Annotated in this window: 13 protein-coding genes; 10 read left to right on the top strand and 3 right to left on the bottom strand. The window is 47.4% G+C overall.

The genetic code is table 11. The features are described from left to right. Positions 1–25: 25 nt before the first annotated feature. From Q0090_RS00525 to Q0090_RS00485, 9 genes are all read left to right on the top strand, one after another. The gene (locus Q0090_RS00525; protein WP_297946358.1) at positions 26–1,030 is read left to right on the top strand and encodes an NAD(P)H-dependent glycerol-3-phosphate dehydrogenase; all 1,005 of its coding nucleotides are present in this window, start codon (positions 26–28) and stop codon (positions 1,028–1,030) included. Positions 1,031–1,046: 16 nt separating this feature from the next. Beyond that, a complete protein-coding gene (locus tag Q0090_RS00520; protein WP_297946355.1) occupies positions 1,047–2,330 on the top strand; it encodes a glucose-6-phosphate isomerase in 1,284 nt (427 codons plus the stop codon). A 77-nt stretch (positions 2,331–2,407) separates the two neighbouring features. Further along, positions 2,408–2,998 (top strand): DUF4290 domain-containing protein, encoded by a 591-nt coding sequence (locus Q0090_RS00515; RefSeq protein ID WP_297946351.1) that lies wholly within the window; start codon positions 2,408–2,410, stop codon positions 2,996–2,998. A 33-nt stretch (positions 2,999–3,031) separates the two neighbouring features. Continuing rightward, positions 3,032–4,342 carry a UDP-N-acetylglucosamine 1-carboxyvinyltransferase gene (murA, locus tag Q0090_RS00510; protein ID WP_297946349.1) on the top strand — a complete coding sequence of 437 codons (1,311 nt, stop codon included), beginning with the start codon at positions 3,032–3,034 and terminating at the stop codon, positions 4,340–4,342. Continuing rightward, positions 4,339–4,866: a ribosome maturation factor RimM gene (gene rimM / locus Q0090_RS00505; protein WP_297946347.1), complete on the top strand. Its 528-nt coding sequence runs from the start codon at positions 4,339–4,341 to the stop codon at positions 4,864–4,866. The genes murA and rimM overlap by 4 nt, the downstream gene beginning before the upstream one ends. A gap of 7 nt (positions 4,867–4,873) precedes the next feature. Next, complete coding sequence (locus Q0090_RS00500) at positions 4,874–6,067, top strand: 1-deoxy-D-xylulose-5-phosphate reductoisomerase (RefSeq protein WP_297946344.1); 1,194 nt, start codon at positions 4,874–4,876, stop codon at positions 6,065–6,067. Positions 6,068–6,076: 9 nt separating this feature from the next. After that, a complete protein-coding gene (locus tag Q0090_RS00495; RefSeq protein ID WP_297946342.1) occupies positions 6,077–6,925 on the top strand; it encodes an ABC transporter ATP-binding protein in 849 nt (282 codons plus the stop codon). Positions 6,926–6,950: 25 nt separating this feature from the next. Beyond that, positions 6,951–7,718: a hypothetical protein gene (locus tag Q0090_RS00490; protein ID WP_297946339.1), complete on the top strand. Its 768-nt coding sequence runs from the start codon at positions 6,951–6,953 to the stop codon at positions 7,716–7,718. Then, positions 7,715–8,098, top strand: a complete 384-nt coding sequence (locus Q0090_RS00485; RefSeq protein WP_297946336.1) for a GntR family transcriptional regulator — start codon at positions 7,715–7,717, stop codon at positions 8,096–8,098. Before Q0090_RS00490 ends, Q0090_RS00485 begins: the two co-directional genes overlap by 4 nt. A 153-nt stretch (positions 8,099–8,251) precedes the next feature. On the opposite strand, the gene Q0090_RS00480 is transcribed toward Q0090_RS00485, so the two are convergent. From Q0090_RS00480 to Q0090_RS00470, 3 genes are all read right to left on the bottom strand, one after another. Beyond that, positions 8,252–9,247, bottom strand: coding sequence for a sirohydrochlorin cobaltochelatase (locus Q0090_RS00480; RefSeq protein WP_297946333.1), 996 nt, complete (start codon positions 9,245–9,247; stop codon positions 8,252–8,254). Positions 9,248–9,258: 11 nt separating this feature from the next. Then, positions 9,259–11,409, bottom strand: coding sequence for a TonB-dependent receptor (locus Q0090_RS00475; RefSeq protein WP_297946330.1), 2,151 nt, complete (start codon positions 11,407–11,409; stop codon positions 9,259–9,261). A 130-nt stretch (positions 11,410–11,539) separates the two neighbouring features. After that, positions 11,540–12,598, bottom strand: a complete 1,059-nt coding sequence (locus Q0090_RS00470; protein WP_297946327.1) for a WD40 repeat domain-containing protein — start codon at positions 12,596–12,598, stop codon at positions 11,540–11,542. Positions 12,599–13,183: 585 nt separating this feature from the next. Here Q0090_RS00470 and Q0090_RS00465 point away from each other — a divergent pair. Further along, complete coding sequence (locus Q0090_RS00465) at positions 13,184–16,222, top strand: leucine-rich repeat protein (protein WP_297946324.1); 3,039 nt, start codon at positions 13,184–13,186, stop codon at positions 16,220–16,222. Positions 16,223–16,275: the final 53 nt, after the last annotated feature.

Genomic DNA, 16,275 nt, shown 5'->3' with positions numbered 1-16,275 from the left:
TGATTAAGAAAGAAAAGGAAAGGCGATGAAACCTATAGGAAGAGTTGGGATCTTAGGAAGTGGTAGTTGGGCTACCGCCTTGGCTAAAATTGTACTAACATCGCAGCCCCATATCAATTGGTACGTACGCCGTAGCGAACAGGTAAAAGGCTTCTTAAAGCTGGGCCACAACCCAAATTATCTACCGGCGGCAGAGTTCGATACCAATAATATTACCTTCTTCTCGGAGTCGGACATCAATAGTTTCTTTCGTGCCAGTGATACGATTGTACTTGTCACTCCCTCGCCCTATGCGAAGAGTTACCTCAAAAAGGTACGCAAGTCGAGTATGCGAGACAAGTTGATCGTCAATGCGATCAAGGGTATCGTACCCGATGAAAATATGCTTGTCTCCGACTACTTGATGGAGGAGTTTGATGTCCCCAAAGAGCTTATAGCTGTGGTAGGAGGGCCTTGCCATGCAGAAGAAGTTGCAAAACATAGGCGTTCGTATCTCACAGTCGCTTGTAAAAACCTCAAGCAAGCAGAAGCTTTTGCAGAGGTGCTCCGCAATGATTTTGTAAACTGCGTTACGACAAACGACGTCGTGGGGGTGCAATATGCCTCTGTGCTCAAAAATATCTACGCCATAGCTGCAGGCATTTGCAATGGACTGCAATATGGAGATAACTTCCAATCCGTACTTATCTCCAATGCCATAGCAGAGATGAACAACTTTGTCAATGCAGTGCACCTGATTGATAGGGAAATTACAGACTCTGTATACCTCGGGGATTTGCTGGTAACAGCCTACTCTCAGTTCAGTCGCAACCGCACTTTTGGGAATATGATTGGGCGAGGTTATAGCGTAAAGGCGGCACAAACAGAGATGGAAATGATTGCAGAGGGATACTTCGGAGCCAAGTGCGTACGCGAAGTGAATGCACGCTATCAAGTAAATATTCCCATCTGCGATATGGTCTATGAGATCCTCTACGAAAAAAGAGATGCTACAGAGGCGATACTTGAGCTTTCTAAACACTTCAAATAATCGTTGGTAACAAAATATGCTTCCCCTCTGCATAGATACGAGTTTTGCAACCATATCCTCTGGATCTCTAGAAGAGGCGCAAATAGCGCTTGATCGACTCCTTGAGGGGGGAGGCCTGGGTAGCGAATACAGGGGTTGGCTAGACCTTCCCTTTGCAGAGACTACCCTATTGGAGGAGATAGAGACGGCAGCCCAAGATTTACGCACCCGTACAGAGTGCGTTGTATGTATCGGTATTGGTGGTAGCTATCTCGGGGCCAAAGCCGTGATAGATGCACTTACTCCTCCTTCGTTTTGTAGGGAGACTCCCTCTTTACTTTTTGCAGGGCATCACCTAGATAGTTGCTATCTATCCCATCTACAAGACTATCTAAAAGGGAAAAGCTTTGGCATCATATATATATCGAAGAGTGGGGGCACATTAGAGCCTTCTATTGCCTTTCATCAACTAAGGCACCTCTTGGTCGAGAATGCCAAGGGAGACGAAGACTTAATTCGAAATAATATTGTCGTAATAACAGATCCCGAGCATGGATCTCTTCGAGCAATAGCCACCCACGAGGGGTATCGGTCATTTTCTATTCCTCCCTCTGTCGGCGGGCGCTACTCGGTGCTCAGTGCTGTAGGGCTTCTTCCCCTAGCCTATTGCGGTATTGATATTCGCAAGATGCTCAGTGGGGCAAGAGACTTTTCTGCGGCGATCTTGCGGGGAGACCAGGAGGCAGTGATGCCGCTACTCTCCTATGCAGGTTGGCGCATCAAAGAATACAAAAAGGGAAAGAAAATAGAGATCTTTTCCACCTTTTCTTCCCCTCTCCATTCGCTTCAAGAGTGGTGGAAACAGCTCTTTGCAGAGAGTGAAGGCAAGGACGGAAAAGGCATCTTCTCTACCACAGCCTCCTTTAGTACAGATCTCCATTCCTTGGGGCAGTGGATCCAAGATGGAGAGCGATCCATCATGGAGACCATGTTATCTGTAGAAGAGGCTCCTACAAATGATGTCATCATTCAGGGGGATAAGCACTTTAGGGATGGGCTAGACTTCCTCACAGACCAATCCCTTCATTGGGTTAACCGCCAAGCCGAAGAGGCCACTTGTATTGCCCATAGCGAGGGCGGAGTTCCTCTCTTTAGGATTAAAATGACTCGCCTCGATGAGTATAACCTGGGGATGCTTCTCCTCTTTTTCGAGATGGCAGCAGGGGTTAGTGGGTACATGATGCAGATCAATCCCTTCGACCAGCCTGGGGTTGAGGCCTACAAACAAAAGATGAATCAGCTCTTAAACAAACCGGTATAACCCGATTCTGCGGGGTACTTCCCCAATAGAGCAAAGCTATATTAGAACGAACACTTCTCACTACCAAAGAGAATGCAATGAAGTATAATAGTAAACAACAAAAGATACCAATGCCCGAGTATGGGCGTAACATCCAAAATATGGTGAATCACTGTCTCACGCTCGAAGACCGAGCTGAGCGTCAGTGGTGCGCCGAGTCGATCATCCGCATAATGGCGAAACTCGCTCCGGATCATCGTCTGGCTCAAGATGGCGAAAAAGCTCTTTGGGATCATCTTGCCATCATGTCTGGCTTCCAGCTGGATATAGACTATCCCTACGAAGTAGTCTCCCCCACCTCTCTTTATTCCAAGCCTGAGACAATCCCCTACCCCGATAACGATATTATCTACCGTCACTATGGGCACATCATACAGGGCTTAATCCAAAAAGCAATAGAGCTACCCGAGGGCGCCGAGAGAGATGCTCTTGCCATCAGTATTGCCAAACAGATGAAGATCAATTACTTGGAGTGGAACAAGAACACAGTAGACGACTACCAGATCTTCAAGGATCTTTTTGAGCTCTCCAACGGTAACCTCGTGTACAGCGAGGCTCGCTATAAGCTTGACTTACCCGCATACTCTACACCCAAACAGACAAAACAGAAAAACAAAAAGCGCAAGTAAAGCGCTTCCTCGGACCAAAGCACGAATAAGGATATGGCATCATTTGTAATAGAAGGTGGGTACAAACTTAGTGGTAGTTTGACCCCTCAAGGAGCAAAAAACGAAGCTCTGCAAGTAATTGCAGCCACCCTACTCACCGACCAAGAAGTACGTATTAGCAACATACCCGACATATTGGATGTCAACAATCTGATCAACCTTATCCATAGTATGGGAGTAGAGGTGCATATGTTGGCTCCCGGCGAATATTCTTTCCGTGCGGCATCTATTGATTTGGACTTCGTACGGAGCGAGCACTTCCAAGCCAAGAGTCGTGCCCTTAGAGGATCCATCCTACTTGTTGGTCCTCTTGTTAGCCGATTCGGATTCGCCATATTCCCCAAACCGGGGGGAGACAAGATTGGTCGTAGGCGTCTTGACACCCATTTTACGGGTATTGCAGCACTAGGGGCACGATGCACCTACAACGAAGAAAAGCATTGCTACGAGATCTATGGAGGCAACCTAAAGGGAGCCTATATGCTCCTCGACGAAGCCTCTGTAACGGGTACCGCCAACGTTATTATGACGGCTGTACTGACCCCGGGAGTGACTACGATTTTCAATGCAGCTTGCGAACCCTACTTGCAACAACTCTGCAAGATGCTCAACACCATGGGAGCTAAGATCTCCGGTGTAGGCTCAAATCTCCTCCACATAGAGGGAGTAAGCTCCCTACGTGGGACCACACACAGACTCCTACCCGATATGATAGAGGTAGGTAGCTTTATTGGTATGGCAGCTATGACCCATAGTGAGCTTACGCTTAAAGACGTAAACATCCCCAACCTCGGTATCATTCCCTCGGCATTCCGCCGCTTGGGGATCACGATAGAAGAGCGTGGCGACGATCTCTTTATACCCGAACACGACGGCTACGAGATCGACACCTATATGGATGGCTCCATACTTACCATTGCCGATGCCCCTTGGCCCGGTCTAACACCAGACCTCTTGAGCGTCTTTTTGGTAGTGGCCACCCAAGCTCGTGGTAGCGTTCTTATCCACCAGAAGATGTTCGAGAGCCGCCTATTCTTTGTCGATAAACTCATCGATATGGGGGCACAGATCATCTTGTGCGACCCCCACCGAGCTACGGTTATTGGGCTAGGCGGTAGAGTAGCTCTTCGCCCTGCTCAGATGGTTTCTCCCGATATACGTGCCGGTATAGCCCTTTTGATTGCCGCCATGAGCGCCGAAGGGACAAGCCGAATAGATCGAATAGACCAAATAGACCGCGGATACGAACGGATTGATCTCCGTCTGAATAATCTAGGTGCCCACATCAGTCGCATAGGAGAATGACCGACACACCGGAACTTATCCTCGTAGGGCGGCTGGGGCGTGCCCATGGCATCCACGGAGAGATTAACCTCTACCCTTCCATAGATGAGGAGAGTATGTTTTCTCTTGCTGAGGATAAAGATTTTTTCTTACATCTAGAGATAGATGGTCTCCCCGTCCCCTTTTTAGTCGAAGATCTGCGAGGGAAAGCCGAGTCTTCCCTACTGGTCAAGTTTGAGGAGGTGGATAACCGAGAGGAAGCTGAGCGATACGATGGTTGCCCTGTGTATGTACCCGCCGATTTGATAGGCGAAGATATCGAGTTCCAACCCCACCACTTTATCGGTTATACGCTTGTGAATGCAAACGAAGTGCCGGTAGGGAAGGTTATAGATATCGATGACAATACAGCCAATATACTCTTGATTGTGGAGAGAAAAGACTCCAATGAGGAGGTCATGATACCCATAGCGGACGGGCTAGTGCACTATATTGATGTTGAAAAACAGCTTATAAGTCTTACTATCCCCGACGGATTGATCTAATTTGAATATGAAGAAAAAGATAGCAATATTCGGCTCCACAGGCTCTATTGGCACACAAGCCCTTGACGTAATTAGGGCGCACCCCGAAGGTTTTGCTGTCTCCGTACTTACCGCGAATAGACAAGCGGAGCTACTTATCCGGCAAGCTCGGGAGTTTCTTCCTAGTCATGTAGTAATTGCAGACGAAAGCCTGTATCCTCAGGTTCGTGCGGCTCTTCAAGATCTTCCCATCTCTGTACACACAGGCAAAGAGGCCCTCTACGAGGTCGCTTCTTTCCCCGAAACCGATATCGTACTCATGGCTCTGGTGGGCTACTCCGGCCTCCTTCCCACCTGTTGTGCCATTGATGCGGGTAAAACTATTGCCCTAGCCAATAAAGAAACAATGGTGGTGGCCGGTGCCATTGTTACCGAGAAAGCTCGAGCTAAAGGGGTAAATATCCTCCCCGTAGACTCTGAGCACTCCGCAATCTACCAGTGTTTGCTCGGAGAACGCAACCCGCTGGAGCAGATACTTCTTACCGCATCGGGCGGACCATTCTTGCACGTTCCTACCGAGCGACTAGGCAACGTAACCCCAAAAGATGCTCTAAAGCACCCCAATTGGAGTATGGGAGCCAAGGTGACAATAGACTCTGCCTCTCTCATGAATAAGGGCTTTGAGATGATGGAGGCCTGTTGGTTTTTCGATGTCCCACCCTCAAAAATTGAGGTTCTCGTACACCCCCAGAGTATCATTCACTCGATGGTGCAATTTGAGGATGGAAGCGTAAAAGCGCAACTTGGGCAGCCCGATATGCGCTTGCCCATTAGCTTTGCGTTGGGAGAAGAACTACGCTTGAACAATAGATTTCCTAGGCTCGACTTCACCCAACTACAACTGACCTTTGAGCACCCCGACCTTGAGAGGTTCCCCAATCTCAGCTTGGCCTATCAGGCTATGGAAGCGGGGAAAGCCTCCCCTTGCGCTCTCAACGCTGCCAATGAAATAGCCGTAGAGGCCTTCCTCCACGAGCAAATAGGATTTACTACGATACACGAGATCAATGCATATGTCCTAGGGCATGTTCCTAACATTGAAGAGACTGACGTTTCCTTAACAGCTCTCATTGAGATAAATGAAGAGTGTCGCCAAATGGCCTCACAGCTAGTCAAGCAATATGCCGGAAGGAGCCACAGTTATGCTAAAGCGCGTTTGTAAAATGTCTGTATGATCAAAATCGAACATCTTTCTTTCCAGTACAAAAAGGGGAACCTCGTCCTTGACGATCTCTCTCTTAATCTCTCCAAGGGATCTATCGTAGGGCTCCTTGGATGCAATGGAGAAGGAAAAACAACACTTCTCAAGCTGCTGTGTGGGCAATTGCTCCCTCTCTCGGGAAATCTTCTGGTCAATGGAGAAGACCCCTCTAAGAGGATGCGTAAAACTCTCGAGCAGGTGTACTACCTCCCCGAAGAGATCATTGTGCCCAACCTTAAGGTAAAAACCTACTTTTCATTGATCACCCCCTTCTATCCCAACTACTCGCAAGAGATTGCAGAGGAGGCAATGACGGAGTTTCGGTTGGATTGGGAGCAACGGTTGTCGATGCTATCTCAGGGACAAAAAAAGAAGGTAGCTATAGCCCTTGCCCTCTCATTACAGACTCCTCTTCTTCTGATGGATGAGCCGACTAATAGTCTAGACACCCCTTCGAAGTCGGCTTTTAGGAAATTGCTCGCAAAGCATATATCAGAAGAGCAAGCCGTAATAATAAGTACACACCAGCTAAGAGACCTTGAGTCTCTCCTCGATGGCATAGTAATATTAGAGGGTGGACACCTCTTGGTAAATGCCTCCATATATAAGCTATCCGAGATCTTCTCTTTCGGGATGGTTACCGACTACAACCGAGCAGAAGCCCTCTACGAAGAGTCATCTCTCTCAGGAGATATAGGAATATTTGAGCACCGAGATGATATGGAAGAAGGGCTTTTCTCCACAGAACTTTTCCTCAATGGGATCTCCCGAGAGAAAGAAAAAATAAGTGCCATACTACGAGCAAATAACCTAGTGTAACCCTACCCCTTAGAGAAAATCACCTATGATAAATAATAGCCTCGGACGCATACTACTTTTGCTTAAGGGAGATTGGATGATCAATCGTAGGCAGCACATACTCGTTGCCATCATATTTATGATCGTAATCTGGTTTATCGAGCTTGTTCCCTTAGCCTTCTCCAGATCATTTACAGAGTGGGAAAAAGCGATTTACTCCATAGATCCCTCCTTTTTTCACTTCGCCATTGCGCGTATTCTTTACCTATTTGCATTCCTCTCCTGGGTTTCGAACACCCTTTATTATAGCCGTATTCCACACTTTTATCTGGCGCCCTTGTCTTCGCTAGAGAAGTATCTTCTTATACTATTGCAGGGGGTTGTGATGTCTCTATTGGCTACAGTTGTTGCTGTTCTTTCACTCATTCCCTATCTTCTCATCTTCTCTCCCAATCTATCTATGGCCCTATCCCACATTGTGCCATTCCTCGGGGAAAACATGCAGACTCCGCTAGATATCTGGCAACATATACTCTTCGTATCTCTCGTATCTGTCCTTATCGTAGGGCTCTTTTTCTTCCGGATACTTATACGAAATCAAGTGATAGCCACCTTGGCAGCCAGTGTAGGGTTTATCCTTATCTTCGTGACGTTGCTTCCCCTTCTCGTTGAGTTCTCCCTTGAGAATTACATTACAGGAGATCTTTACGAGAAGATCTCGACCTATATCATTGCCTCTGTTCTATTTTTATTCGTGGATATTGCCATGTGTGTTGGGGGGTATTATATCTTTAAGAAGAAGCAAATCCAATGAATCCGATTCAACCACAATCTATATTCCTTCAGGTTATTGAGAGAATCCACAATGGGATCCTCTCGGGCACCTATAAAGTGGGAACTCGTATTCCATCCGTACGTGATATGGCGGCTCGTCTAGAGGTCAATCCGAACACCATTGTAAAGGCATACGATCGTTTGATTGCAGCCGGATTGATCGAATCCCGTCCCGGGGTTGGCAACTACATAAAAGAGGGGGCTATTGAGATTGTTGCGCAAGAACGTCAGAAGAGGTTCTATAACGAGATTCTCCCTGCAGTGGCCAAGGAGATGAAGCTTCTCAACATTCCCTACGATCGTGTTCTAGAGAATCTCCGCCACGATCTAGACCGAACGATGATAACCAAGGGCGTCTAGGGAACCATCTTAAGACCGTCTCTTCCTTAAAAGAAAAGAGGTAGGATGCTCGGGGGCATCCTACCTCTTTTTGTATCTCTAGATCGTCTCTCGTACAAAGAGAGGGGGTATGAGCGGTCCCCCTCTCCAGAGACAAGGCGAGATACCTTCTGATTAATCTTCTTTGGCGCTTGCGATAGCCTCATTGAGGTGCTTGATCCAAATTTGGTTGATGGCAGGGTAATCGCCGAGCCCCTTGAGGTGGGACTCTACAGTCCAACCTTGAGCAGCGATCTGATTACGCCAGCTCTGTTCTTCTAGAGGGAGCTTCTTACCATCCTCTTCGGTAGCAGTGCTAGACATATCGTTATTGGCGTGGTCTCCGGCAATAGACATGAGAGGGTGAAGGTGGATCTTTTTGGTGGCGCATGTAGAGCTCTTGAGCTGATCAATTACGTGATCTACGAGCATAGCGGGATAATCCACGGTACCTACATATACATTATCATTGTTGTAGGTCTTCTTAGCATAAGCCTTCATGGCCTTTTCGATCTTCTCATAAGAAGCATTGGCGCGGTCGTAGTCTGAAACGGGATTACCGTGACCCATGAAAGCAACGGCATCCCCAGCCTTGAGCTGAGTAGCAAACGCATCTACCAAGATCTTTGCTACGCTTTCGATATCTTCGTCCGAAGTAAGAAGGGCATTCCCTAGCACAGCCTTGTCACGATTCAACTCTTCAGCGGGGAAATTGTAGTGAGGCTTTACATAACCATCGCGCAAGAGAGTAAATTCTTCTCCGGGGATAACATGGAGAGACTGTACGAGCACGGTCTTATAATCCTTCTGAAGGAAAGATTTGAACCAGAGGTCTGGAGTAATGAATTGTTCATTCTTAGCAGCTTGCCAACGATTGATACAAGTACGAGAGGTGAATGAGAAGAATACATCGGCATTGGGGAATGCTTTTTCGAAATCTGCAATCTGCTTCTTGTATGTTGTGTGGGGATCGTCGAAAGTAGAACCAAATGTTACGAGCAAAACGGCTGTGTCGTGCTTCTTCTCATACTTTACGATCTCTTGATCTTTGGGATCCTGCTTTTTGCAAGAAGCCATAAGGAGTGTAGTAGTGGCTATTGTTGCTATAGCCAAAGCCTTTAGAATCTTCATTTCGATACTAATTAGATTGTTGTACTTCTTATCTGTTGCCTTTTGTTTTTCTGAGATTTCTTTCCCGTTTGATAGCCCAAACTGAGGGAGAGGAATAGGGTACGACCGGGGGTTGTAGTACCAAAGTTGTACCCATAAGGATGTCTCTCTACATGGTTGAGCAGGTTGTCTATCCCCAAAGCGGCTTCCAAATGCAATCCTGCGGGGAGGGCAAAGGAATGATCCGTAGAGAGTTTCCAAAGGAAAAATCCTGGGGCATTGCCATACTCTTTATAGTACCGCTCGGTCTGACCTTTTCCATAGATCCCGACTCCTAGAGAGTACTTGCCCCACGTATGCCCCCACTTGGCAAAGAGATTGGCATGGTGGTTAGCCGTGCCATCGATACTGCGCACTTCTATGATGGGACTCTGCGCCTTCTTACTCGCCTCTTCGTCTACCAAGTGAGCTCGAGCCGAGGTATAACTATAGCCTGCACCAAAAGCAAATCCGTGGGGGGAGGTGTATGCTCCCGAGAATTCGAAGTTGGCGACGAGCGCCTGCTCCATGTTTATATATTGCATGGCTCCATCGTAGTCGTTCCCCTCATCACCGGCATAACCGGGAGGAATGGGTACGGAAACGAGAGCAATCATGTCCCATAGTTTATTGATAGAGGGGGTAAACGAAAATTGCCAGCCCTCATGTCGATACTCTACACTTGCCGAGGCGTACTGAGACCGCTGCGGTTTGAGACGTTCATTCCCAATATAAAGCCTCACCTTACTCATGATGGGGCGTTCGTAGAAGTAGTATAACTCTTTGATCGTAGGTGTCTTGAATCCCCACGAATAAGTCGCTCTCCATCTCCAATCTCCACTTTTGTAGAGAAGGGAAGCCTTGGGTGTAAGGTGCCAACCGAATGCCTCATGGTGCACCAATCTCGCCCCTGCTGTTAGATTTAGTTTGGGGAGAATATTCCACTCATCTTGAGCATAAGAAGAGAGTGTATAGTTAGCCTCGCGCGCCTTGACCATACGCTTAGGAGCATATAAGTCGTCAAGACGATACTCCACCCCTGCCGAGAAAAGATGCTTCTCGTTGAACGGGATAATGGCTTTTAGCGCAGCATTGAATTGCCCTTGATCGCTCTCCAAGGAAGAGGATCCGGGACTGTAGACAATATGCTTGGGGACCCGCACATCTTTCCCCCCAATAAGCTGATGCTCAAATATTTCGTCAATGTAATTATTGTAGTAATCGTAGAAGTAACGGTGGCGACTATAGTCTGCAAGGAAAGCGAGTGAGAACTCTCCCTCTTGTTTATACTCGGCCGAAGCTCCCAGAGAGAAGTCTCGGTAACGGAGATTATAAGAGCGAAAGCGAGGTAACCCCGGCTCATGATAGATGTGCTTAAGGTAGTACATCCCATCTGCGGAGAAGCTCCAATGAGGAGAGGGGGTGAACGAAAAAGCCTGACTTATGCGGTTATTATCGGATGCGCTCTCTGTCTTTGTGGTGGAGTTCTCATAGAGTTTATAACGATAGTACTCTTGAGTCGAATTTTGCCAACCATCGCTGCGTGCTCCCGAGTACTTTGTATCGGAATGCAGTTGCCCTAGTTGCAGCTGTAGGCGGTTATGTTGGAGCAATTGCCCAAAGCCGCCCACCTGAGTTGTATTATCGAAGCTCAGGGGGATCTGTTTGGTTTTCCGTCTTGTTATCACATTGATTACGCCTGCAATGGCGTCTGATCCGTAGAGAGAAGAAGAGGCTCCGCGCACTATTTCGATACGTTCTATATCCAGAGGGTCGATGAGAGAAAGGTCGTTTTGCCCCCCAAGGTCACCATGCAATCTCCGTCCATTGAGAAGAATAAGAATATAGGAATTATTGAGTCCTCCCATGGTAATACGCCCTCCCATATCGCTAGAGGAGATATCGAAGCCGGGGCTAAGAGCCGTAAGAATATCGCTGATGCTGCGCCCTGAGTAATTGCGCAACATGCTACGAGTGATCACTTCGGTTTGTACAGGGGCGTCTTTGAGATAGTGAGCAGTACCGGTCCCCGTCACTACCACTTCTCCCAACTGTTGTGAAGAGTGAATAAGAGTATCAGTCTGTGCCTTTGCCAGTAGGGGCAAGAAGGCAAATACAAAGGCAAGAAACAATCGATTTCTCATCTCCTCTATTTCATTTTCTCAGATAATCTATTTTTTGTATCTGCAAAGGTACGTAATAATATCCAAGAGCCCCGGCTGCCTCGGATTTATTCCAAGGTAACCGAGGCAAAGTAACAGAAAGCAATGGTGCTTAATACCTAAAGAAGCAGACGATGCCGTAGAGAGAACCTACAACAATGAGCCTTTTCTCCGGATTATAGGCAATACCACCAACATAACTGAGCTTACCCTTCTGAGCAAAAGAACTCACCTTCTTGAGCGTCTTGAGATCCCAGATCTCTACCGAGCGACCATTGACCGTTCCACAGAGGATATAGCCATCCTCCATGAATTTAAGGGTTTCATAATTGATATTATTCGTATCAAACTGACCTTGAAGCCTAGCCTCCTCTCCTCGAGCTAGGTAGTCAGCATTCTTATACAACCGGTTATAGTTAAAGGCACCTCCCTGCAGGATCCACTGTTCATCGGGGCTCAGTGCTAGGTCTATGTGGCAATTATCATCCTCCGAGAAATACACCTTTTGGGTTGTATAGTCTCTAAGATCTATCTGTAACGTATAGTTACGACACATCAAGATCTGCAAGTGATTTTCGGTGAAACGATAGAAGCGGAAGGGTCTTACACCAGAGCCTTTGCTCACTGTATGTAGGTGCTCCGAAGTCTCTGTTGTACGATCGTAATAATAGGCATCCACCTCATCGGAATAAAAAATCACATTGTTGTCTAGCGGATTGTAGGCCGCCTTTAGGAACTCTCCCTCTAGCACTAGCGAGATCTCTCCGCTTCGGATGTCCATCTCCTTGATCCCATAGGGATCTACAAACAGGAGGGTATTTTCGTCCTCTCCAAAGCATATATCACGACAATTAATCTTGTATTCGGCAATTTGGGTAAACTTAGAAGTGTCCCAAAGGACGAGCTTCTTGACCTTACGCTGCGTCCCATAATCCTCTCCAAAGTAGGTGGCAGCCACACTACCCGACTTATTTAAAACAACGAGATCCACATCCCCCTCGGACTTGTGATGCTTGAGGAGTTGTAGTTTGGGCACTTTCGAGCCTTTTGCCTCCTGACGAGTGGCTCCCTTTTTCTTTTGAGCCTCGGCTGGGATGGAGCCGAAGGCTAGGCATAAGGTTGTGCTCGTGAGAAACAGAGCAATCCATCGTGCGATACTTTTCTTTGTCATAGCATTTTACATTCTAAAGAATCATGGCATGAAGCGAGGGCAAGTGACGGTGTTCTCCATGGCTTTACCTCACATTCTCGAGGCAAAGATAGCTATTTGCTCCCGGTATTTGCACCTATTTTTCTCCCGAGAAGTCTATTGAAAAGCCCCAATAATTATATACCTTTGTTTCCCAAAGAGATAGCTATCCTAGCGTGGATAGTGCATATGTAGGTCATTTTTAGAGACACTTCTCACAAAACACCAACAAACCTACAGTGAATTCCCTTTAAGAAACAAGTTTTGCAAACAACGGACAATAAAGCTATACCCGCACAAAGAGAGTCTGTAAGACTACTAAGAGGGACTAACACCCCCTCCTATGCGCTATTTTCCCTTTGCGATCGGCTAAATAGATCGAATATAGGGGGAAGGTGTGACCTTTTTCTTCATTTCCCTATCGGGGAAATCCCAACTCTCACCTACCATCGAAAACCTGTAAAAGCCCTCCTCTCCGATGGGCCTTTATTCGCAACGAACTTATCACCAACAAAAAAGAAGTGTCTGCATGCGCAGACAAAAATTGAATCGTTATAATATTTACAGATGAAAAAAATTACTCTTTTCTTCCTGTTGTCTTTGCTTGCCACGACCTTTGGCGTCGTCAAAGCTCAGAACGTTCAAGATGGCGTGCTTATAAGCTGGCCAATGGCATCAGGAGACATCAAAATGCCCGATGAGGTAGTAGAAATTGCCCCTAACTGTTTCTACCAAAGTGGTGGTGATTGGGGCGATGACGATTGGGAATCTGCCGGTATGCGCAGTGGCCTACGTTCTTCGAACGACGAAATTACCTCTATCGACTTCAACAACGTAAAAAAGATTGGCAAAGAAGCCTTTAAGGAATGCAAGGGTATTAAGTCCATGAAGATGCCTCAAGTAGAGGAAATCGGCGAAGATGCTTTTGCCTCTTGCGACAACGCGAGCTTTACCACCCTTGAGCTCCCGGCAATCAAGATCTTGGGGAAAAATGCTTTCTTCAACTGCACCTCTCTCACCAAAGTGATCCTAGGAGGAGCCCTAGAGAAGATCGAAAAGAATCCCTTCAATAACAACCCCAACATTACTGAGTTCTCCATCACCCATCCTCAGGCAGGATATATGGTTTTGGACGGAGCTGTGCTTTCGAAAGATAAGACACAGGCCGTAATCCTACTCCCCCAGGTGGCTAAGATTACTCTCCCCAACGAAACAACAATCATAGCCGATGGCGCAGGTCAGAACCTAAAGAAGCTCAATACAATCATCGGTACGTCCGTAAAAAGCGTAGGCGACAATTGCTTCCTATCGGCAGATGCTTTGGAAAGCATCGACCTACCTAAGCTCGAGACTGTAGGCTTCTTGGCATTCAGCCAAATTGCCGGTATCAAGCTTGTAGACATCCACGAAAGTGCCGGATTTGTTGCTTTTGGCGACAACAACATGAGTGGTCCTAGCGACAACGCCTCCATGACTATCTATGTAGCCAACGAAACGGTAAAGACATCCCTTGAGAAGTATTATAAGAGAGCTAAGATCCAGGTAGGAGCTCCCGATTCAGAACTAAAGAAACATCGAGTAACCTTCAAAGTAGATCCACAAGAAGCAGGATTTATAGAAGCATGGCTCTTGGGACCCGTTACCGTGGAGAACGGAGACGAGGTAGCCGAAGGCAGTACGCTCAAGATGGAATGCCGTTACAACTTCGTTCAATACGAGTTTTCGCACTGGACCGTAAACGGTCAGAAGATGGAAGGCATCCCCGGAACCCAAAAGATACTTGAGATACCCTCTGTAAATGAAGCGCTCAACATCGTTGCGCATTGCAACAAGCTCCCCGAGGGGAACCGTATATTCTTCAAGTCTGCCAACGCTGCCGGTGGTACGGTAACCGCCGTAATGGACGGAAAAGAATTCAAGAGTAGTGATCTCGTACCCACAGGTAAGAGCGTAACGTTCACGGCTACTCCCATCAAGGGATACAAGGTGACAGACTGGCTCTTTGAGGATAGCGAAGGTAAGTATGTAGAAAGAGAGTCTCTCAAGGGGCAAACAACTTGGACGGTAACTCCTACAGAAACGATCGACTTCCTCGTTCGTTTCGAGCGCAACGAAGGCTCTGTAGTTATCCAATACAAAGAGATGAGCGGCAATGGTTCACTCTCGGCTCGCACCTCAGAAGGTACACCCGTCGCTAGTGGCGAAGCTATTGCAAGTGGCCAAGATATTATCTTCACAGCAGCTCCCAATGCGGGCTACAAGGTAGGAGCTTGGATCATTAACGATGAGGAGCAAACCGAAACGAATAACGAACTTCGCATCAACAATGTAACGAGCGACCTCAATGTACACTTGGTTTGCTACGAGGAAGGACACCATGGTGGCGACAACGACCCCGTAATCGAAGGCAATACACTCGTTAAGTGGGATGCCGTGGGCGATGTCGTGGTACCCAACAATGTTAAGCACATTGCAGACTATGCCTTTATGGGCTCTAAGCTAACAGGCCTAACGATCTCTGCTCAGGTAGAAACCATCGGGGTACTTCCCTTTATGTACTGCGGACAGTTGAAGAAATTGGAAGTAGATGCTGCCAACCCACACTTCAAGTCTGTAGACAACGCTGTCTACTCAAAGGATGGTAAGGAACTGGTACAAGTAGCTACCGTTTACCCCAAAGAGGTATTCACACTCCCCGCTTCTGTAGAAAAGATACGCACGGGTGCATTCACCTTTGCTATGAGCATCAAGAAGATTGAGGGTAGCAACGACTTCTTCGAAACCGTTGATGGTATGCTCATCCGCAAGGCAGACCGTGCCTTGATGCACTACCCCTCATTTGTACAACAAGGGCAAGCTGCGAAGCCTATCGAGCTCCCTAATGACATTAAGAAGATCGAGAGATATGCCTTCGCCTTCAACTTTGTTCCTCAAGAGCTCGTACTCCCCGAGTCTCTCGAAGTGCTAGAAGACTATGCGTTCAATGGCGCTGCCAACATCGTTAAGCTCAAGATCGATCACTGCAAGGCACTCAAGAGCGTTGGCAACTTCTGCTTCAAGAGTTGTTTCCGATTGGCAAGTTTCGATCTCCCCAGAGAGGGTGTGACCTTCATTGGTGAGCAAGCACTACAAGGTACTGCTATTGTCTCGCTCAACATTCCTACGAACGTACAGATCGGGGCTAATGCATTCAGAGGCTGCCAGTCTATTGCCAACGTATTCTCGTTCAATACAGTACCTCCCGTACTCGATGAGTTGGCATTCTCTGATATCGTAGAAATCGAGCAAGCAACTCTCCACGTACCCTTCGGCACTAAGGCTGCATACAGCCAAGCTCCGGGTTGGAAGATATTTACCAATATCGTAGAAGAAGACCTCCTCTCAGTAGATGAGGTAGCTCTTGACAACGTGTTCTTCGCTATCCAAGGCGAGGCTCTCAGCATCTCAGGGCTCAATAGCGCTCACGTACTTGTTTACGACCTCGAAGGTAAGATGCTTGTAGAAGCTAACGCTCACGAAGCTATCTCCCTCAACCTTGGCCGTGGACACTACATCGTAGTAGTAAGCCAAGAGGGCAAGCGTCTCGTGAAGAAAATCGCTCTTTAATAGAGCACCTCTCTCCCCCTTTGGGTGCGTAACTCAAAGGGAGGAGCAGATGT

Source organism: uncultured Porphyromonas sp. (genome assembly GCF_938023125.1).
Classification (GTDB): domain Bacteria; phylum Bacteroidota; class Bacteroidia; order Bacteroidales; family Porphyromonadaceae; genus Porphyromonas.
This window is presented reverse-complemented; position numbering and strand designations above follow the sequence as displayed.

Excerpts from the sequence above, each read along its gene's own strand:
- Q0090_RS00525 (WP_297946358.1), top strand. The coding sequence starts at position 26 with ATGAAACCTATAGGAAGAGTTGGGATCTTAGGAAGTGGTAGTTGGGCT.
- Q0090_RS00520 (WP_297946355.1), top strand. The coding sequence starts at position 1,047 with ATGCTTCCCCTCTGCATAGATACGAGTTTTGCAACCATATCCTCTGGA.
- Q0090_RS00515 (WP_297946351.1), top strand. The coding sequence starts at position 2,408 with ATGAAGTATAATAGTAAACAACAAAAGATACCAATGCCCGAGTATGGG.
- murA (WP_297946349.1), top strand. The coding sequence starts at position 3,032 with ATGGCATCATTTGTAATAGAAGGTGGGTACAAACTTAGTGGTAGTTTG.
- rimM (WP_297946347.1), top strand. The coding sequence starts at position 4,339 with ATGACCGACACACCGGAACTTATCCTCGTAGGGCGGCTGGGGCGTGCC.
- Q0090_RS00500 (WP_297946344.1), top strand. The coding sequence starts at position 4,874 with ATGAAGAAAAAGATAGCAATATTCGGCTCCACAGGCTCTATTGGCACA.
- Q0090_RS00495 (WP_297946342.1), top strand. The coding sequence starts at position 6,077 with ATGATCAAAATCGAACATCTTTCTTTCCAGTACAAAAAGGGGAACCTC.
- Q0090_RS00490 (WP_297946339.1), top strand. The coding sequence starts at position 6,951 with ATGATAAATAATAGCCTCGGACGCATACTACTTTTGCTTAAGGGAGAT.
- Q0090_RS00485 (WP_297946336.1), top strand. The coding sequence starts at position 7,715 with ATGAATCCGATTCAACCACAATCTATATTCCTTCAGGTTATTGAGAGA.
- Q0090_RS00480 (WP_297946333.1), bottom strand. The coding sequence starts at position 9,247 with ATGAAGATTCTAAAGGCTTTGGCTATAGCAACAATAGCCACTACTACA.
- Q0090_RS00475 (WP_297946330.1), bottom strand. The coding sequence starts at position 11,409 with ATGAGAAATCGATTGTTTCTTGCCTTTGTATTTGCCTTCTTGCCCCTA.
- Q0090_RS00470 (WP_297946327.1), bottom strand. The coding sequence starts at position 12,598 with ATGACAAAGAAAAGTATCGCACGATGGATTGCTCTGTTTCTCACGAGC.
- Q0090_RS00465 (WP_297946324.1), top strand. The coding sequence starts at position 13,184 with ATGAAAAAAATTACTCTTTTCTTCCTGTTGTCTTTGCTTGCCACGACC.